Here is a 17,732-nt window from a genome sequence, read left to right as displayed (position 1 = left end):
CGGTACGGTATCCGCTGACGGCACCGCAGGCTTGCCGGAATGCGCCAATAAGTTGCTCGATCGCGCCAAGTGCCGCAGGGTGGTCCCATGGCGTTCATCCGATCGGCCGGCCTGCGCGGGGTCCGGCAGGTGGTCACCGAACTCGGCGGCGACCCCGACGACCTGGCCCGCCGGTCCGGGCTCCCCGCCGGCGCGCTCGACAGTGACGAGATCCTGGTGGAGGACCTGTCGATCGCCCTCCTGCTGGAGACCGCTGCCGCGGAGCTCCGGTGCCCCGACCTGGGACTGCGCGTCGCCGGGCACCAGGATCTCGACATGCTCGGCCCGGTCGCCGTGGCCGTGAAGAACGCCCGGACCACCACGCAGGCGCTCGAGGTGACCTCCAAGTACCTGTTCTTCCACTCCCGCTCGATCGAGATCACCGTGGTGCCCGATCCGCGCGACGAGGCCGACATCCTGGGGGTGCGGTTCGGCTACCGGGACCCCGGGCAGCTCATCCCGCCGCAGACGGTGGATCTCGTCCTGCTCTTCCTTCACCGCGCCATGCGCAGTGTGCTCGGCGGGGACTACGGCCTGGTGTCCGTCGACCTGCCCAACCCGCTCAACACCGACGCCGCGCGGTACGAATCGCTCTTCGGCGCGCCGGTCACGCCGTCCTCCCCGGCCGCGGTACTGCGCGTACCGTCCGCCCTCTTGGGCCGCACCATCTCCGGCGGCGACGAGGCGGTCCAGCAGCTCGCCCTGCGGTACCTGGATCAGCACATCCCCGAGGACCGGCGGAGCATGACCGAACGGACGCGCGCGGTCCTGCACCAGTCCCTCGACACCGGCACCTCGTCGCTGCCCCGGGTCGCAAGATTGCTCTCGGTCTCCCCACGCACGCTGCAACGCGGGCTGGCCGGGGAGGGCACGAGTTTCGCGACCCTGCGGGACGAGGTCCGCCGCGACATCGCAGTGCGCCTGCTCACCACGACGGAGATCCCGCTGGCCCAGATCGCCTCGGCGCTGGCCCTCGGCGACGCCACGACGTTCAGCCAGTACGCGAGGCGCTGGTGGGGGATGACCGCACGCGAGTTCAGGCACGGGCACACGACCCCGCCCGGAGTGGGACAATCGCGCACATGAGCGACACCCCCGCGTCCGACCCGTTGGCGATGTTGCGTTCCGGGCGAAGCCTCCCGGACGGCACCTCGATGGACGACCCCATCCGGGAGCAGATCCTCGACGCGGCGTCCGCACAGTTCGAGAGCGTGGGGATCGCCCGGTGCACGATGAACGACATCACCCGGCGGGCCGGGCTGGCGCGGATGACGCTGTACCGGCGCTTCGCCAACAAGCAGGAACTGGTCGAGGCGACGCTGCTGCGCGAAGCCGCCTGGTTCCTCGCCGACCTGCAGCGGGAGATCGACGCCCACGCCACGGTGGAGGACAAGCTCACCGAGGGCTTCGCGTTCACCGTCGAGACGCTCCGCGACCACGACCTGCTCAACCGCCTGCTGGAGACCGAGCCGGAGGCGACCGTCCCGCACTTCACGGTGCAGGGGGCGCCGCTCATCACCGCCGCCGCACACTTCCTGGCCGCCGAGATCTCGCGGACCGTCCCCGACTCCCGCCCCTACGAGGAACTGCTCGTCGGGGCCGAGCTCACGGTTCGCCTCGTCATCTCGTTCGTCCTCACGCCGTCGACCGCCATCGATCTGGACGACCCCGAGGTCTCCCGGGCGTTCGCACGCACCCACCTGGGCCCGCTGCTCGGCGGTGGACTCGCCGAGGGCTGACCCGCACCGCCGTGCAGAGCCCCGCCGTGCAGAGCCCCGCCGTGCAGAGCCCCGCCGCGCAGAGTCTCGCCGCGAGGATCCCCGCCGCGCAGATCTGAACCGAACCTCATGAATGGTTGACGAATCGCCTCTGCGTGTCTAGCGTCAGGTACAAATAGATCGCGGATGTCACTCTGTCACCGTCGATCTGCAGTCCACGCTCCCGATCCACGAGTCGGGAACCGGAAGGATGAGCCATGACCGCTGTCGCCCCCTCCCCGTCGGCCACCACCGAGGAGTACGAGGACACGCTCCGGCGCCTGTCGCACGCCTCGGTCCACCGCAGCTTCGACGCCTTCAAGGACATCCCGTGGGACGACCCGGACTTCGCGGTGGACCCCACCGACGAGCGCTGGATCCTGCCCGCCGGGATCGACCCGCTCGGCGGCCACCCGTGGTACCTGGGGCTGCCCCGGGAGAAGCAGATCGCGATCGGCCTGTGGCGTCAGGCCAACATCATGAAGGTCGGCCTGCAGTTCGAGAACATCCTCATCCGCGGGATCATGCAGTACGTCTTCAAGAGCCAGAACGGCGCCGCGGAGTTCCGGTACCTCACCCACGAGGCCACCGAGGAATGCCACCACACCCAGATGTTCCAGCAGGGCGTGAACCGCATCGGCGCCGACGTGCCCGGCATGGCGCGGTGGATCCGGCGGCTGTCCCCGATCATCCCGCTCGCCGCGGGCCCGTTCCCGGTGGCGTTCTTCATCGGCGTCCTGGCCGGTGAGGAACCCATCGACCACACCCAGAAGCAGGTCCTGCGCAACTCGGACACCCTGCCGCCGGTCCTGTCCCGGATCATGGAGATCCACGTGGCCGAGGAGGCCCGGCACATCTCGTTCGCGCACACCTACGTGGCCCGCAACGCCCCGCGGATGTCGCGCAACGAGTCGTTCCTCGTGTCGCTGGCCTTCCCCGTGATCATGCGGGTGCTGTGCGACGCGATCCTCAAGCCCACCAAGGAGTTCCGCGAGACGTTCGACATCCCGGACGAGGTCGTCCGCGAGCTGTACTGGGACAGCCCCGAGTCGCAGCGGTTCCTGTCGGACCTCTTCGGCGACGTCCGCAAGCTCGCCGAGGACTCGGGCCTGATGAACCCGGCCGCGCGGCGGGTGTGGAAGGCCCTGAAGATCGACGGGCGCCCCTCCCGGTACCGCGGCGAGCCGCCCGTGGCGTTCCGCGACTAGGCCGCCGACATGCCCCACGTCGTCACACAGGCCTGCTGCGCGGACGCCTCATGCGTCCACGCCTGCCCGGTCAACTGCATCCACCCGACCCCCGACGAGCCGGACTTCGCCACCGCCGAGATGCTCTACATCGACCCGGTGTCCTGCGTGGACTGCGGGGCGTGCGTGGGGGCGTGCCCGGTCGGGGCGATCGTCCCGCACACCGCGCTGGCCCCCGAGCAGCAGGACTTCCTCGGGATCAACGAGGCACTGACCGGGGACGACCGGCCGAGAAGGCCCCAGGCCCGCGTCCCCACGATCGTCCGCCTCGGTCCCACCCGGACAACCCTGCGGGTCGCGGTCGTGGGAGCCGGCCCCGCCGCGCTGTACGCGGCCGACGACCTCCTCCGCCAGCCCGGCGTGGAGGTGACGGTGTTCGATCGGCTCCCCGTCCCCCACGGGCTCGCCCGGCACGGGGTGGCGCCCGACCACACCAGCACCCGCGCGGTCGCGGACCTGTTCACCGCGATCGAGGAGCAGCCCGGGTTCGGCTACCGGCTCGGCGTGCACGTCGGCGAGGACATCACCGCCGAGGAGTTGGCGGCCCACCACCATGCGGTGGTGTACGCGACCGGGGCCGGCACGGACCGCCCCCTGGACATCCCGGGGGTCGACCTGCCGGGGAGCACGTCGGCCACGCGGGTCGTCGGGTGGTACAACGACCATCCCGACCACGCCGACGCCGACGTCCCGCTGGATCACGAGCGGGCGGTGATCGTCGGCAACGGCAACGTGGCACTGGACGTCGCCCGGATCCTGGCCACCGACCCGGAGCGGCTCGCGGGCACCTCCATCGCCCGCCATTCCCTCGAGGCGCTGCGGGGAAGCCGGGTCCGCGAGGTCGTGGTTCTCGGCCGTCGCGGCCCCGAGCACGCGGCGTTCACCCTGCCCGAGCTGGTCGGACTCGACGCACGTGAGGACATCGACCTGCGCGTCGACGCCCCCGACGGCATCGACCCGGACGCCGCGACCACCAGACAGGGCCGCCTGAAGCTGGAACTCCTTGCCCGGATCGCCGACCGGCCGAGCCGCGGGACCGCGGAGACGACCCCTCGTCGCCGGATCATCCTGCGTTTCGCGACCGCGCCCGTGGAGGTCGTGGGCACCGCGCGGACCGAGGGCCTGCGGGTCGTGCGCACGGAACCGGTCACCGACCCCGACGGCCGGGTGCGCGCCGTGCCCCGCCCGGGCTCCGAGGAGACCCTCGCGGCGGGCCTGGTCCTGGGCTCGGTGGGCTACCGCGGCGTGGCGGTGCCCGGGGTGCCGTTCGACCCCGCGTCCGCGACCATCCCCAGCCGCGAGGGCCGCGTCCTCGACGCCGCCGACGGCCGCGAGGTGCCCGGGCTCTACGTGGTCGGGTGGATCAAGCGGGGTCCGCGCGGGTTCATCGGCTCCAACAAGACGTGTGCGCGCGAGACGGTCAACTCTCTGCTCGCCGACGCGAACGAGGGTCGCCTACCCACTCCGGGCCCGGCCGCGCGGTTCGAGGAGTTGCTCCGGAGCCGCCGTCCGGTCCCGGCGACCGTCTAGCCGTACCGAACCGTCTGGCTGTACCGAACCGTCCAGCTGTACCGAACCGCCTGGGTGTACCGAACCGCTCAGGCGGCCTGGTCGGCCGCGACCTGATCCGCGATGACCCTCGCGAGCCGCGCCAGCGGGGAGGCACCGTCGACGTCGGCTTCGTACAGAGCGGCGTACCCCGCGTCGCGATAGGTCAGCAGGGTGTCGGTGACGTCGTCGAGCTGACGGAGCAGATGGGGCGACCACAGTCCGGGATGCTCCACGACGTGCAGACGCAGGGCGACCCGGGTGCGGGAGTCGGGGAGGTTCTCGATCAGCTCGTCGTAGACCTGTACGGGCGTCAGGTCCGAGTCCCTCACGGCGCCGCGGAGCAGGTTCGACGGTTGCACGCCGCTCAGCGGATCGCCCGGCACGGACACCCAGTGGGTGCGCTCGGGGATCGGTCCGCGGCGCGGTCCCGCCACGCCCTGCCCGCCCGGATCGGGCGTGCCGACGAGCCAGCGGTCGCGCGGCCGGAACGGGTCGGCGATCAACCCCACGGCGGCGACCCGGTCGAGATCCTCCGGGTGGGCGTCCATCCAGTCGTGGATCACCCGGGTGCCGCAGCACGCCCCGATGAGCACGAGGTCGTCGGACGGGTGGAGATGGACGAGGCGGTTGAGGTCGGCCACCCCGGCCGCGGACGCCGATTCCCAGGTGTGCGACCGCCGGAGCCGACCCGACCCGGGCGCCGGCCACTGCACCCGAACGGCCTCCCGGGCGCCTGTCCATTCAACGAGGTCGTCGACGAACCGTCCGAGAATGGCCGAGGGCTGGCGGTACCCGCCGTCGCTGTCCGCGATGAGTAGTCGCACGTGGTGGCCTCCCGCCCGTCTCACGGCCCGGCCGTAAGATTGATGTGACAACCTCATTGTCGTACGAACGGCTGACAAACAGCACCCACGGAAGATAAATGTTTCGTATCAATACGCGCGTACTGCTGTGGGCGGCGCGTCAGGTGCCGCAGTAGGTGACGTGTGGCGCGGCCTCGGGAGGGGCGGGACGTTCATAGCGCTCGTAACCGGCGCGCCGGGTGTAGGGGTCGGTGACGACGACGAGGAGTTCGGACAGCGGCCCCAGGTCCCCTGCCGTGGCCGCGTCGAGGGCCTCCTCGACGAGATGGTTGCGCGGGATGTAGATCGGATTGACCCGGTCCATCGACCCCCGGTCGGGTCGACGCGCCCGCCATGTCGCCAGCCAGCCCTCCGCGAGGGCTCCGATAAGCTCGCGCACCGGCTCGTCGTCCCCGTCCGCGGCCGCCCCGAGAGCGCGGAAGAAGCCGGTGTAGTCGGCCCGCGTCGCACTGAGCAGCCGGGACAGCTCGTCGATGAGGTCGGTCGCCTCGGCGTCCCCGACCTCGTCCGACAGGCCGATCTTGGTGCGCATCCCGGCCGTCCACGCCCGCTGGTAGTGCTCCGGGAACGTGCCCAGCACCTCGGTGAGGAGCCGGACCGCCTCGTCCTGGTCCGGGTCGACCAGCGGGACGAGGGTCTCGGCGAACCGGGCGAGGTTCCACTGCAGAACCGGCGGCTGGTTGGCGTAGGCGTAGCGGCCACCGGTGTCGATGGAGCTGAAGACCGTGGCCGGGTCGAACTCATCCATGAAGGCGCACGGCCCGTAGTCGATGGTCTCGCCCGAGACGGTGGTGTTGTCCGTGTTCATGACGCCGTGGATGAACCCGAGGAGCATCCAGCGGGCCACGAGCTCCGCCTGGCCGCGGAGCACGGACGCGAACAGCTCCAGGTACGGGTTCTCCGCGTCGGCGGCGTGCGGGTGATGCCGGGCGATGGCGTGGTCGGCCAGCCGACGCAGCAGCTCGTCGTCGTCGACCGATCGCGCGAACTGGAACGTCCCCACCCTCAGGTGGCTCGCGGCGACGCGGGCCAGCACCGCGCCCGGCAGCGGCGACTCGCGGTACACGGTGTTCCCGGTGGCCACCACGGCGAGCGAGCGGGTGGTGGGGACGCCGAGCGCGTGCATCGCCTCGCTGATGACGTACTCGCGGAGCATGGGGCCGACCGCGGCCAGACCGTCGCCACCGCGGGCGAACGGGGTGCGCCCCGAACCCTTGAGGTGCAGGTCACGGCCATCGGGCAGCTCCCCCATCAGCAGGGCCCGCCCGTCGCCGAGCCGGGGCGAGTACCCGCCGAACTGGTGTCCGGCATAGGCCTGGGCGACCGGCGTGGCCCCGTCCGGCACGTGAGTGCCCGTCAGCACCCGCACGCCCTCCTCGCCACGCAGGTAGTCGGCGTCCAGGCCGAGCTCGTCGACCAGCGCGTCGTTGAGCACGAGCAGCCGCGGCCCGGACGCCTCCGCGGCCTTCCACGGCACGCCCAGTTCCGGGAACTCGCTCGCGTACCGGGTTCCGAGAGTGAGGGGACGTGCGGTGTCCGTGGTCATGGCCCCGACGATACGGACGAGCCGCCGGGCGGGTCGGCGCGTGGACCGGGCTCACCGGGTCCGTCCCCGTCCTCTCCCGCACCATCGCGTTCGGCGATCCTCTCCAGGAGCCAGGCGGCGAGCGTCGCCGTCACCACGCCCAGCAGGGCGATCCCGCCGAACATGAGCCCCACCGCGATCGTGCGTCCCACCGGGGTCACCGGCGAGTAGTCGCCGTACCCCACGGACGTCGCCGTCACGGTCGCCCACCACAGGGACTCACCCCATGTCTGGATCGACGCCCCCGGTGCCCCACGTTCCGCGTTCAACACCGCGAGCGAGGACACCACGAGCAGGACCACCGTCCACCCCGCGGCGTAGGTGATCGCCTTACCGCGCACCACCGTGCCCGCCGACCGCCTCATCCCCCCGAGCAGGGTCATTAGCCGGAGCAGTCGCAGCGGTCGCAGGACCGGCAGAGCGACGACCGCGAGGTCGTACCAGTGCCTGAGCAACCACGGTCCGCGACGCTCCGCCAACGCCAACCTGACCACGAAGTCCACGGCGAACAGAACCCAGGTCCCCGCCATCACGATCCGGGTGACCACTCCCACCGGACCCACGGGTTGTCCGACCACCATCACCGCGTAGGCGACCAGGAACGCCAGAGCCGCACCGATCAGGGGCCACTCCTCCAGCTCCTTCCACCGCGTCTCCGTCACCCGTCGATGATCCCCCCGGGCGCGGCGCGGTGGCCTCGGACACGCGTGATGGCCTCAGAAGTACTGCGACCCGCCGTCGATGCTGATGTGCTCGGCGGTGATGAACGTCGTGCCCATGAGGTTGAGCGGGGGGTTCGACTCGCCGACCGCCTCCAACGTGCTCACCATGTCTCCACCGCCCATCGGGGTGGCCACGCCGCCGGGGTGGATGCTGTTGACCCGGACATTCTTCGGGCCGAGTTCCACCACTGCGTCGTCGACGATCTTCCTCATGCCCTCGAGGTCGCGAACGTCTCCGACGGACAGTAGCGCGCGTCGCCCCTGGGCCTCGACCAACCGGCGGGTCTCGTCCGGGTCCTCCGGGGCGGCCAGGCGGACGGCGTGCGTCCTGCCCTGCCCGCGGGCGACCCCCGTGACGAACGTGACCTCGCCGTCGAGTTGTGCCGCCATGCCGAACTCCAGTCCTCGCCACGGTCTGCCACTGACGATGGGCGCGACTGTCCCGAGAAGTGGGCGGATCGGGGCCTATTCGCGCGCCCGGCGGATAGGTTCGGGAGGACACCGCAAGCCGCACATCCGGAACCGAGGTCACCCAATGTCCGCAAATGCTGTGGGATTCGCCCTTCTCATCCTCGGACTGGCGTTGTTGATCGGGAAGATCATCCGCGTCAAGGTCGGGATCGTGCAGTCCCTGTTCCTCCCCAGCTCCATCGTCGGTGGTGCACTGCTCCTCCTGCTCGGGCCGGAGGTCCTGGGCAGGTTCAACGGACCGTGGGGCGAGAACGGGCTCTTCACCGAACCGATGGTGGAGGTGTGGTCCTCCCTCCCGGGCCTGCTCATCAGCGTCATCTTCGCCACGATGTTCCTCGGCCAGGACCTGCCGCGCCCCTCCCGGGCCGTCAAGCTCGTCGGTCCGCAGCTCTCCCTCGGCGTGGCCCTGGGCTCCGGGCAGTACGTCGTCGGACTGTTGCTGGCCGCCCTGATCCTCGTGCCCCTGCTCGGCGCCTCACCCATGACGGGCGCCCTCATCGAGATCGGCTTCGAGGGCGGGCACGGAACCGCGGCCGGCATGCGGGGCGTGTTCGAGGAACTCGGGTTCACGGTGGGGGCCGACCTCGCCGTCGGCATGGCCACGGTGGGCATCGTCGGTGGCATCGTGCTCGGCATCGCCCTGATCAACTGGGGCGCCCGCACCGGCAAGACCGAACTCATCAGCGGCAGCGCCAAGATGTCCATCAGTGAGCAGAAGGGCCTCTTCCGCGAGGACGAGTACTACTCGGCGGGCAAGATGACCTCCCGCCCCTCCTCGGTGGAGCCGCTGTCCCTCCACGTCGCGCTGGTGACCCTGGCGATCCTCATCGGTCTGGGAATCCTCGAGGGGCTGCGTTGGATCGAGCAGGCCACCTACGCGTCGGTCATGCTCGACGAGAACACCCCGCTGGAGATCTTCGCCTACGTGCCACTGTTCCCCATCGCCCTGCTCGGCGGCGTCGTCGTCCAGGTCATCGCCACCAAGCTGGGCGTGGCACACGTGATCGACCCGCAGATCATGCTGCGGATCCAGGGGTGGGCGCTCGACTTCCTCATCGTCGCCGCCATCGGCACCCTGTCGCTGCAGGCGATCGGCGAGAACATCGGCGCCTTCACGATTCTCGCCGTGGCCGGCATCCTGTTCAACGTCGGGATCTTCCTCTGGCTGGCACCGCGCATCATCGGCCGCTACTGGTTCGAGCGCGGCATCGGAGACTTCGGCCAGTCGATGGGCGTCACCGCCACCGGCCTCATCCTCATGCGCATCGTCGACCCCGATACCCAGAGCCCCGCGTTCGAGGCGTTCGGGTACAAGCAACTCGTCTTCGAACCGTTCTTCGGCGGCGGCCTCGTCACCGCGATGGCCGTGCCGATCATCTTCCTCACCGGTGTCTGGCCGCTGTTCATCACCATGCTCGTTGTCTTCCTCGTCGCCGTCCTGTCCGGACTGCTCTACTTCCGACCCAGGGAGATGAAGGAGCGGGCCGAGTGGAAGAAGGCCGGGAAACCGGAAGACGAATCCGACACCGCCACCGCGAGCTGACCACGGCGACCGCCCATGCCCACGCCGTCGACGCCCGCCCCCGCCGCCGGGCCCAGACCGGACCCCGCACCCGATCCGACCGCCGGGCGACGCCTGGTGCTCTCGGGATTCCTCTTCGGGTGCGGGATCGCCGGCTCGGTCATCGACCTGTTCGTCTTCCACCTGCTCCTGCAGTGGCATCACTTCTACGACCTGTCCACCACGACGACGGCGCTGGTCGCCGACGGCCTGTTCCACGGGGCGACCTGGCTGATCACCGTGTGGGGGCTGTTCATGTTCGCGGACGTCCGCCAGCAGATCGTCGTCCCGTGGACGCGCTGGGCCGGGGCGGTCCTCACCGGCATCGGGTTCTTCCAACTGGTCGACGGGATCGTGTTCCACAAGCTCCTCGGCATCCACCAGATCCGCTACGGCGTGGACCTGCTCGTCTACGACCTGGTGTGGATCCTCTCCGCGATCATCCTGCTGACGATCGGCCTGGTCATGTTGCGCCGGACCAGGAACGCGCCGCTCACATCCCCCGTGGTTCGGCGGCCCCGGAGCTGATCGACGGTGGGCACCGGACACGCGCACGACGGTCGCGACGCCACGCCGGGGGGCGCCGGCGCGGTCGGCACCACGCCGGGAGACCACGCGACCTCCGTCGCCGCCGAGTGGTGGATCCTCGAGTCCGTCGGACCGGCCGTCCTCGTCCTGGCCCTGACCGCGTACCTCCTCGGTGTGTACCGGCACCGTGGCCGCGGACCGTGGGCCTGGTGGCGCACCACCGTCTGGATCGCCGGGCTGACCAGTGTGGGCGTCGGCTGGGCCGGTCCGCTCGCGGAGGCGGCCCGCCACGACTTCACGGCCCACATGGCCACCCACCTGCTCGTGGGCATGATCGGGCCGCTGCTCCTCGTGCTGGCGGCCCCGGTCACCCTGGCCCTGCGGACGCTTCCGACGTCGGGCGCACGCACCGTGTCCGCCGTCCTGCGCTCTCGGCCCGCACGGGTGGTCACCCACCCGGTCGTCGCCGCCGTCCTCAACGGCGGCGGGGTGTGGCTCCTCTACGCGACCGAACTCTTCGAGCTCATGCACCGGTCGATGGCCCTGCACCTGCTGGTCCACGTCCACGTCCTGCTCGCCGGGATCGCGTTCACCGTGGCGATGATCGGCCCGGACCCCAACCCGCACCGCGCCTCCCTGCGCGTCCGCGCGACCGTGCTGGTGGTGTTCATCGCCGCCCACTCGATCCTCGCCAAGTGGCTCTACGCGCACCCGCCCGCCGGCGTGGACCCGGTCGACGCCCGCGCCGGCGCGCAGCTCATGTACTACGGGGGCGACGTCGTGGACCTGGCGATCCTCATCCTGTTGTTCGCCGGGTGGTACCCCGGCTCGCGCCTCCGACCCCGGCTGCTGCCCGGTCACCCGCGCGAACGCCGCGAACGGCGTATCCCTCGCGCCGGGCAGCGCCTAGGATAAGAAAAATCCGATCCGGGAGGTACGCCGTGGCCACGAAGAAGCGCTGGAACGACCTGACCGACACGCAGAAGACGGTCCTGCTCACGCTCATCTCGGTGCAGGTGTCACTCGCCGCGACCGCGTGGGCGGACCTCGCCTCCCGTCCCGCGGCGAAGGTGCAGGGCTCCAAGGGCAAATGGGCCGCGATCATCGCGATCAACTTCATCGGGCCGATCCTCTACTTCACCCGCGGGCGGCGGTAGTGACCACCCGGTCACGGGCCGGCCTGGCCACCGGTGTCCTCCTCGTCGTCGTCCTCGCCCTGGGCGCGTGCGCGGCCGGACCCAACGTCGACGTCGCCCCCACCGGCGCCGGGTTCCTCCTCGGCCTGTGGCACGGGATCATCCTCCCCGTCACCTTCGTCATCTCCCTCTTCACCGACACCGTGACGATCTACGAGGTGAACAACAACGGCAACTGGTACGACTTCGGCTTCGTCGTGGGACTGGCCCTGTTCTCTGGCCCGGCCCTCGCCGGCGGCCGGGGGCGGCGGGGATGACGCGCGTCCTGGTGACCGGCGGCGTCCGATCCGGCAAGTCCCGGCACGCGGTGCGACTGCTCGGCGACACCGACACGGTGACGTTCGTCGCGCCGGGCCGCCCCGCCGACGAGCTCGACGACCCCGACTGGGCCGCGCGCGTCGACCACCACCGGGCACACCGGCCCGCGGGGTGGCGCACCCTGGAATCCCCCGATGTGGCCTCCGCGCTGCGCCACGCCCCCGGCCCGGTCCTCATCGACTGCCTGGGCACCTGGCTCACCGCCACCGTCGACGACCTGGGCCTGTGGGACGCCCCCGCCGACGAGGCGCGCGCCGCCGTCGACGAACGGACCGACGCCCTCTGCGCCGCCCTCACCGCCCGCGACGACGTGGTGCTGGTGACCAACGAGGTCGGATCCGGGGTCGTGCCCCCGTACCGCTCGGGCGGCGTGTTCCGGGACCTGCTGGGCGCGCTCAACCAGTCCGTCGCCGAATGCTGCGACGAGGTGCACCTGGTCGTGTGCGGGCGGGTCCTCACGCTGTGACCGACGGCGCGAGACGGGTCCGCGGAACGCGCCCGTGAGACCTCGGTCACAGCGGGTCTGCTGCCGGAATAACAGCGCGCTCACTCCCGGGGGTCCCATACTTGGACCGACCCCGCCCCTCACCGTGAGCCGCCCCCGGAGGACCTCGTGAGCACCGACCAGTTGACCGAGAAGTCCGACGAGCCCGCCGCACCCTCGCCCGTGGCCGCCGTCGCCCGCGCGGTCGCCACGGCGGCGCGACGGCTCCCCGTCACGGCGGTGATCGTCGCCGCGCTGCTCGTCACCGGGGTGGTGTTCGAGGCCCTGTGGCGCAGCGCCCGCGACGCCACCTGGTTCCCCGACGTCGCCTACGGTGTGCCCGCGCTGGAGGGCGGCCGCTGGTGGACACTCGTGACCGGGCCCTGGCTCGGGCTCACCCCGCTGCAGCACGTGTCCCTGCTGGTGCTGGTGGCGGCGGGCATCGGGATGGGCGAGTGGCGCCTGGGCCCGGTGCGGACTGCGCTGACCGCGGCCGGCGGGCAGCTCATCGGCGTGCTCGGGGCGGTCGCCGTGATCGTCCCCGGCGACGCGGTCGGCTGGGAGTGGGCCACGGAGCTGTCGGTGGTGCTGGATGTCGGCTGCTCGACCGCGGTGATCGCCGTGCTCGCCGCCGCCACGGCCACCCTCGTCTCGCCCTGGCGACTGCGCGCGCGGGCGCTGCTCTACGGCTATGTGATCGTGTCGTTCCTGTTCGTCGGGAGCCTGGCCGACCTCACCCACCTCGTCGCGTTCGTGGTGTTCCTCGCCGTCGGCGAGCGGTTCTTCTCCGGCACCGAACACGGCCTGCGGCCGCGGACGCGACGGGAGACCCGGCTCGTGGTGTCGGCGGGCATGTGGTTCATCGCCGCGGTCCACGTGGTGGTGTATTTCCTGCCCTCCGACGGCCCCCTCGGGCCCACCGAGGCCGAGGACGTGAACCTGATCGGCATGCTCCTGTCCGTCCTCATCGCCGCGGCCACGGCGGAGCTGCTGCGCCGTGGCTACCGGGCAGCGTGGGGCGTGGCCCTCGCCTATGCCCTGGTCACCGCGGTGGTCACCCTCGTCGTCACGGTCCTGGTCGTCGCCGCGGACTTCGAGTCCCTCGGCGCCGTCAGCCTCGGTACCGGTCTGCTCTGGGTGGGCGAGGCCGTGCTGCTGGTGGTGGGCCGGGGCGCGTTCGGCGTGCGGGTGCGGCGACGGGTGACCGGGTCGCGCGTCCATTCCGACGACGTCGTGGAGCGCGTCCGTGAGCTCATCCGGCGCCACGGCGGCAGCACGATGTCGTGGATGATCACGTGGCAGCCGATGAACTACTTCTTCGGCGCGGGCACCAGCACCGCGGGCCCCGACTCGGCGGGGGTCGTGGGGTACCGGGTGCACGTCGGCACCATCATCGCGCTGGCCGACCCCGTCGCCGACCCCGCCGACCGCGACGTGCTGCTGAGCTCGTTCGTCGACTTCGCCGAGGCGCAGGCCGCCGTCCCGTGCCTGTTCTCGGTGTCCGGCGAGACGGCGGATCGGATGCGGGTGCACGGGTGGCGGGCACTGCAGATCGCCGAGGACACCATCATGGATCTGCCCGACCTGGCCTTCGCGGGCAAGAAGTGGCAGAAGATCCGGTCCGCGATGAACAAGGCGGACAAGAGCGGCACCACCTACGTCTCCGGGCTACTGCGCGAGCAGCCCGCCGCGGTGCTGGCGCAGGTGCGGGAGATCTCCGAGCAGTGGGTCGGCGACAAGGAGCTGCCGGAGATGGGCTTCACGCTCGGCACGGTCGAGGAGGCGCTCGACGACGACGTCCGCATCGCGCTGGCCGTGGACTCCGGCGGGGTGGTCCAGGCGGCGCTGTCCTGGCTGCCGGTCTACCGCGGCGAGCCCGACGGTGGCGTACGCGGCTGGACCCTGGATCTCATGCGCAAGCGCAACGGCCCCGGCGCGAACAACATGGTCGAGTTCCTCATCGCCCGCTCCGCGCTGGAGTTCAAGGACGAGGGCGCCGACTACGTCTCGTTGTCCGGTGCGCCGTTGGCGCGAAGTGGCGACGACGACGAGGTGGCCGTCCTCGACCGCGGACTCGATCTGCTGGGTCAGGCACTCGAGCCCTACTACGGGTTCCGGTCGCTCCACCAGTTCAAGTCGAAGTTCAATCCGAGGATCGAGCCCGTCTACCTGTGTTTCCGCGACGAGGCGGACCTGCCGCGGATCGGGGTGGCGATCGGCCGGGCGTACCTGCCGGGAGCGACGACCCGCCAGCTCGCGGCCCTGGCCCGCTCGGGCCCCTCGGAGACCGTCGACGTCTGACGTCCCCGGGCGGGACGCACCGCTTCGCCCCGGACCTCCCGGCAGCCGCTCCCGCGCCTGGCGTCTCGCTCCCGAGCCTGGCGCCTCGCCCACCGGCCCGCCCTGCATCCGCTCCCGTGCCTGGCGTCTCGCTCCCCCGCCTGACCGCCCACCGGCCCGCCCTGCATCCGCCCCCGCGCCTGGCGTCTCGCTCCCCCGCCTGGCGTCTCGCCCACCGGCCCGCCCTGCATCCGCTCCCGCGCCTGGCGTCTCGCTCCCCCGCCTGACCGTCCACCACGCAGCCGCTCCCGCGCCTGGCGTCTCGCGTGCCCCGGCGGGCAGGCGAGAGTTCATCGTGACGGGCGGGAGCACTCGAGCGGGAGTGACCGGGCAGGAGTGACCGGGGGGCCGCGAGGGCCGCAGTGGGCCGGGGGTCTCCGTCCGGGCTCAGCTCACTCGCCGTGGCGCACGAGGCGGCGAGCCAGATGCTCGCGCAGGTCCTCGAAGTGCCGTTCGGCGGCAGCGTCGTCGTACATCGACGTGTCGGCCATCGAGTACCCGTGCGGGGCACCCGGGTACACGGACTGATCCAGCGGCACTCCGGATTTCCGTGCGAGAGCGGAGATGGTGTCCATACCCTCCTGTGGCATCGACGGGTCATCGTCGGCGTGCCGCAGGAGGACGGCAGCCCGGGTCGTCGCGAGACTCAGGTGCGGGCTGTCGCTCTCGTCCGTCGCCAACCCGCCGCCGTGGAAACCCCCGACGGCGGCCACGCGGTCCGGGTGGTCGCCGCCGGCGCGCAACGCCAGTCGCGCCCCCATGCAGTAGCCGATGACCCCGGCGTCAGCCGTGACCCCGGGCAGTGCCAGCAGCGCGTCCAGGTACGCGGCGGTGTCCGGTCGCGACAGGTCGGAGGTGAGCCCCTCCATCAGCGGGAAGACGGTCGCGATATAGCTGTCCCGCCCTCCCGGCTCGCGCAGGTCGACGGTCGGCGCCAGGTCGTCGACGGTGCCGGACCGGTAGAAGACGTTCGGCGCCAGGACGACGTAGCCCCAGCTCGCGATGCGGTCCATCATCGTCCGGATCTGCGGCCTCAGGCCGAAGATGTCGGGGAACAGCAGCACACCCGGCAGGTCATGCCCAGCGGTGTCGGGTCGCGAGACGAACGCCTCCGCTGTGCCGTCCGCCGTCTCGATGGACAGGTCCACGGTCATGTCGCCACTTCGGTCCACAGTCGAATCCTCCCGTCGTCACCGACGGTACCGCCGTGATCCGTGGGCCACGCCCTGGCCGCGCCGAACTGGCCGGTCAGCCGCTCGCGCTCCTGCTCAGCCCCGGGCCGCCAGCACCGCGTCCCTGGCGTCGAGGGCCGTGTCGCTGTCCAGCGCCAGGGCCGCGAGCTCCCGGCACTGTGCGAGTGTCACCCCGGCCAGGGCTGCTCCGACGAACGGCAGTGCGGCGGTGGCCACCGAGAGCGAGCTGACTCCGAGCCCCAGTAGGACGCACGCCAGGTTGGGGTCCGCCGCCGCCTCGCCGCACACCCCGACCGGGATCGTGCGGCCGTCCGGCGACCGCTCCGCGGCCTCGGCCACCGCCCGGATGAGCCGGAGCACGGCGGGTTGCCAGGGGTCGGTGAGGGCGGCCAGGTCGGACGACATCCGGTCGGCGGCCATGACGTACTGCGTGAGGTCGTTGGTCCCGATCGACAGGAAGTCCACGTGCGGGAGGAACCTGTCGACGGCCACCGCGACCGACGGCACCTCGACCATGATCCCGGGCGTCAGGCCGCGCCGACGGCACCGGTCGGCGAAGTCGCGGGCCTCGTCGACGGTGGCGACCATGGGGGCCATGACCCACGGTGAGGACTGCGCCCCGCCCACCCGGCTGCCGGCCGCGGCGAGGGCGTCGAGTTGCCGGTCCAGCAGCCCGGGGTCGATGAGGTCCACGCGGATGCCGCGGACGCCCAGAGCGGGGTTGTCCTCCTCGGTCATGCCCGCGAACGCCAGCGGTTTGTCCGAGCCCGCATCGAGGGTCCTTGTGACGACCCGGCCGTCCGGGAATGCGCCGAGCACCCGGGCGTAGAGGTCGACCTGCTCGTCGTGGGTCGGTTCGGCGGCCCGGTCGAGGAACGCCAGCTCGGTACGGAACAGGCCGATCCCGCCGGCCGGGCCCGACGCCGCATTCTCGGCCCCCTCGCCGTCCTGGACGTTGGCCAGCAGGCGCACGGCGTGCCCGTCGGCCAGCACGGCGGGGCCGCTCCAGTCGGCGGCGGCGGCCCGGGTGCGGCGGTCCGCCTCGGCCGCCGCTCGGGCCGGGCCCTCCTCGGGATCGACGGTGACCGTGCCCGCGGCGGCGTCCACCAGCACGTCGGCGCCGTCGGCGATCGCGGCGAGTCCCCCGGCGGCGACCATGCACGGGATGCCGAGCTGCCGCGCGATGATCGCCGTGTGTGAGGTGGGCCCGCCGTGCTCGCAGACGATCGCCAGCACCATGGCCGGGTCGAGCCCGGCGGTGTCCGCCGGGGCGAGGTCGTCGGCCATGAGCACGCCCGGCGCGTCGAAGTCGGGGACGCCCGGTTCGGGCAGGCCGCGCAGCTCGGCCACGACGCGCGCACAGATGTCGCGGAGGTCGGTGATGCGTTCGGCCTGCCGACCGCCGACACGCGCGAACATCGCGGCGAAGGTCTCCGTGGCCGCCACCGCCGCGGCCTCGACCGCCACGCCCTTCTTCAGTTCCTTGACCACCGCCTTGGCCCAGCCACGGTCCCGGGCGAGGACGGCGTTGGCGGACAGGACCTCTGCACTGACGCCGGTGGCGAGGGCGGCCCGTTGATCCAGTCGGTCGGCCACGGTCCGGGCCGCTGCGACGAAGCGTTCGCGGCCCTTCTCGACCTGCGCCTCGTCCGGCGCACCCGCTGCCTCGGCTCCCGTCGCCGTCCCGGTTCCCGCCGCGCCCGCGGCCCCCGGGTCGACCGCCGCGCCCGCGGCCCCCGGGTCGAGGACATCCTGCCTGACGACCCACCGGGCGGGCCCGTAGGCCAGTCCGGCGACCACGCCGGTGCCGCGGATGACCGTCCCGGACTTCGACTGCTGCGTCATGGGAACTCCTAGCGGACCGGACGCCCTCGTCC

The 17,732-nt window shown here is 71.8% G+C and carries 17 protein-coding genes; 11 read left to right on the top strand and 6 right to left on the bottom strand.

Features of this window, described 5'->3' with window-relative positions:
• The first annotated feature begins 87 nt into the window (after window positions 1-87).
• The 4 genes from Q2K20_RS16575 to Q2K20_RS16560 all read left to right on the top strand — a co-directional run bounded on the left by Q2K20_RS16575 (window position 88) and on the right by Q2K20_RS16560 (window position 4,573).
• Window positions 88-1,125, top strand: coding sequence for an AraC family transcriptional regulator (locus tag Q2K20_RS16575; RefSeq protein WP_067713037.1), 1,038 nt, complete (start codon window positions 88-90; stop codon window positions 1,123-1,125).
• Complete coding sequence (locus Q2K20_RS16570) at window positions 1,122-1,778, top strand: TetR/AcrR family transcriptional regulator (RefSeq protein WP_083249769.1); 657 nt, start codon at window positions 1,122-1,124, stop codon at window positions 1,776-1,778. The genes Q2K20_RS16575 and Q2K20_RS16570 overlap by 4 nt, the downstream gene beginning before the upstream one ends.
• 236 nt (window positions 1,779-2,014) lie before the next feature.
• Window positions 2,015-3,004 carry an AurF N-oxygenase family protein gene (locus tag Q2K20_RS16565; protein WP_069389843.1) on the top strand — a complete coding sequence of 330 codons (990 nt, stop codon included), beginning with the start codon at window positions 2,015-2,017 and terminating at the stop codon, window positions 3,002-3,004.
• Between the two features lie 9 nt (window positions 3,005-3,013).
• Window positions 3,014-4,573, top strand: coding sequence for an FAD-dependent oxidoreductase (locus tag Q2K20_RS16560; RefSeq protein ID WP_096906507.1), 1,560 nt, complete (start codon window positions 3,014-3,016; stop codon window positions 4,571-4,573).
• Between the two features lie 68 nt (window positions 4,574-4,641).
• On the opposite strand, the gene Q2K20_RS16555 is transcribed toward Q2K20_RS16560, so the two are convergent.
• The 4 genes from Q2K20_RS16555 to Q2K20_RS18235 form a co-directional block, all read right to left on the bottom strand.
• Window positions 4,642-5,442: a hypothetical protein gene (locus Q2K20_RS16555; protein ID WP_317176980.1), complete on the bottom strand. Its 801-nt coding sequence runs from the start codon at window positions 5,440-5,442 to the stop codon at window positions 4,642-4,644.
• A 115-nt stretch (window positions 5,443-5,557) separates the two neighbouring features.
• Complete coding sequence (locus Q2K20_RS16550) at window positions 5,558-7,003, bottom strand: protein adenylyltransferase SelO (protein ID WP_268092902.1); 1,446 nt, start codon at window positions 7,001-7,003, stop codon at window positions 5,558-5,560.
• Window positions 7,000-7,704 (bottom strand): potassium channel family protein, encoded by a 705-nt coding sequence (locus tag Q2K20_RS16545; RefSeq protein ID WP_268092901.1) that lies wholly within the window; start codon window positions 7,702-7,704, stop codon window positions 7,000-7,002. The genes Q2K20_RS16550 and Q2K20_RS16545 overlap by 4 nt, the downstream gene beginning before the upstream one ends.
• A gap of 54 nt (window positions 7,705-7,758) precedes the next feature.
• Entirely contained in the window at window positions 7,759-8,154 is a 396-nt protein-coding gene (locus tag Q2K20_RS18235; protein WP_132063871.1) for a hypothetical protein, read from the bottom strand.
• Window positions 8,155-8,299: 145 nt separating this feature from the next.
• On the opposite strand from Q2K20_RS18235, the gene Q2K20_RS16535 reads away from it, so the two are divergent.
• The 7 genes from Q2K20_RS16535 to Q2K20_RS16505 all read left to right on the top strand — a co-directional run bounded on the left by Q2K20_RS16535 (window position 8,300) and on the right by Q2K20_RS16505 (window position 14,623).
• Complete coding sequence (locus Q2K20_RS16535; RefSeq protein WP_132063872.1) at window positions 8,300-9,778, top strand: sodium/glutamate symporter; 1,479 nt, start codon at window positions 8,300-8,302, stop codon at window positions 9,776-9,778.
• A gap of 15 nt (window positions 9,779-9,793) precedes the next feature.
• Window positions 9,794-10,324 (top strand): DUF2243 domain-containing protein, encoded by a 531-nt coding sequence (locus Q2K20_RS16530; RefSeq protein WP_067713055.1) that lies wholly within the window; start codon window positions 9,794-9,796, stop codon window positions 10,322-10,324.
• A 6-nt stretch (window positions 10,325-10,330) separates the two neighbouring features.
• On the top strand, window positions 10,331-11,239 hold the full coding sequence (locus Q2K20_RS16525) for a cytochrome c oxidase assembly protein (protein ID WP_241504405.1): 909 nt from the start codon (window positions 10,331-10,333) through the stop codon (window positions 11,237-11,239).
• Between the two features lie 26 nt (window positions 11,240-11,265).
• The gene (locus Q2K20_RS16520; protein ID WP_067713058.1) at window positions 11,266-11,481 is read left to right on the top strand and encodes a hypothetical protein; all 216 of its coding nucleotides are present in this window, start codon (window positions 11,266-11,268) and stop codon (window positions 11,479-11,481) included.
• Window positions 11,481-11,777, top strand: a complete 297-nt coding sequence (locus Q2K20_RS16515) for a hypothetical protein (RefSeq protein WP_067713061.1) — start codon at window positions 11,481-11,483, stop codon at window positions 11,775-11,777. Before Q2K20_RS16520 ends, Q2K20_RS16515 begins: the two co-directional genes overlap by 1 nt.
• Window positions 11,774-12,304, top strand: a complete 531-nt coding sequence (locus Q2K20_RS16510) for a bifunctional adenosylcobinamide kinase/adenosylcobinamide-phosphate guanylyltransferase (RefSeq protein WP_067713064.1) — start codon at window positions 11,774-11,776, stop codon at window positions 12,302-12,304. Before Q2K20_RS16515 ends, Q2K20_RS16510 begins: the two co-directional genes overlap by 4 nt.
• Before the next feature lie 147 nt (window positions 12,305-12,451).
• The gene (locus tag Q2K20_RS16505; protein WP_317176979.1) at window positions 12,452-14,623 is read left to right on the top strand and encodes a DUF2156 domain-containing protein; all 2,172 of its coding nucleotides are present in this window, start codon (window positions 12,452-12,454) and stop codon (window positions 14,621-14,623) included.
• Between the two features lie 431 nt (window positions 14,624-15,054).
• Here the strand turns inward: Q2K20_RS16505 and Q2K20_RS16500 are convergent, their stop codons facing one another.
• The gene (locus Q2K20_RS16500; RefSeq protein WP_410494230.1) at window positions 15,055-15,834 is read right to left on the bottom strand and encodes a dienelactone hydrolase family protein; all 780 of its coding nucleotides are present in this window, start codon (window positions 15,832-15,834) and stop codon (window positions 15,055-15,057) included.
• Window positions 15,835-15,930: 96 nt separating this feature from the next.
• Entirely contained in the window at window positions 15,931-17,700 is a 1,770-nt protein-coding gene (locus Q2K20_RS16495) for a phosphoenolpyruvate--protein phosphotransferase (RefSeq protein ID WP_317176978.1), read from the bottom strand.
• Window positions 17,701-17,732 lie beyond the last annotated feature (32 nt).

The sequence above is a fragment of the Dietzia sp. IN118 genome, assembly GCF_032905965.1.
In the GTDB taxonomy this organism is placed as follows: Bacteria; Actinomycetota; Actinomycetes; order Mycobacteriales; family Mycobacteriaceae; genus Dietzia; species Dietzia kunjamensis.
This window is presented reverse-complemented; position numbering and strand designations above follow the sequence as displayed.

Excerpts from the sequence above, each read along its gene's own strand:
- Q2K20_RS16530 (WP_067713055.1), top strand. The coding sequence starts at position 9,794 with ATGCCCACGCCGTCGACGCCCGCCCCCGCCGCCGGGCCCAGACCGGAC.
- Q2K20_RS16560 (WP_096906507.1), top strand. The coding sequence starts at position 3,014 with ATGCCCCACGTCGTCACACAGGCCTGCTGCGCGGACGCCTCATGCGTC.
- Q2K20_RS16575 (WP_067713037.1), top strand. The coding sequence starts at position 88 with ATGGCGTTCATCCGATCGGCCGGCCTGCGCGGGGTCCGGCAGGTGGTC.
- Q2K20_RS18235 (WP_132063871.1), bottom strand. The coding sequence starts at position 8,154 with ATGGCGGCACAACTCGACGGCGAGGTCACGTTCGTCACGGGGGTCGCC.
- Q2K20_RS16550 (WP_268092902.1), bottom strand. The coding sequence starts at position 7,003 with ATGACCACGGACACCGCACGTCCCCTCACTCTCGGAACCCGGTACGCG.
- Q2K20_RS16495 (WP_317176978.1), bottom strand. The coding sequence starts at position 17,700 with ATGACGCAGCAGTCGAAGTCCGGGACGGTCATCCGCGGCACCGGCGTG.
- Q2K20_RS16565 (WP_069389843.1), top strand. The coding sequence starts at position 2,015 with ATGACCGCTGTCGCCCCCTCCCCGTCGGCCACCACCGAGGAGTACGAG.
- Q2K20_RS16570 (WP_083249769.1), top strand. The coding sequence starts at position 1,122 with ATGAGCGACACCCCCGCGTCCGACCCGTTGGCGATGTTGCGTTCCGGG.
- Q2K20_RS16510 (WP_067713064.1), top strand. The coding sequence starts at position 11,774 with ATGACGCGCGTCCTGGTGACCGGCGGCGTCCGATCCGGCAAGTCCCGG.
- Q2K20_RS16535 (WP_132063872.1), top strand. The coding sequence starts at position 8,300 with ATGTCCGCAAATGCTGTGGGATTCGCCCTTCTCATCCTCGGACTGGCG.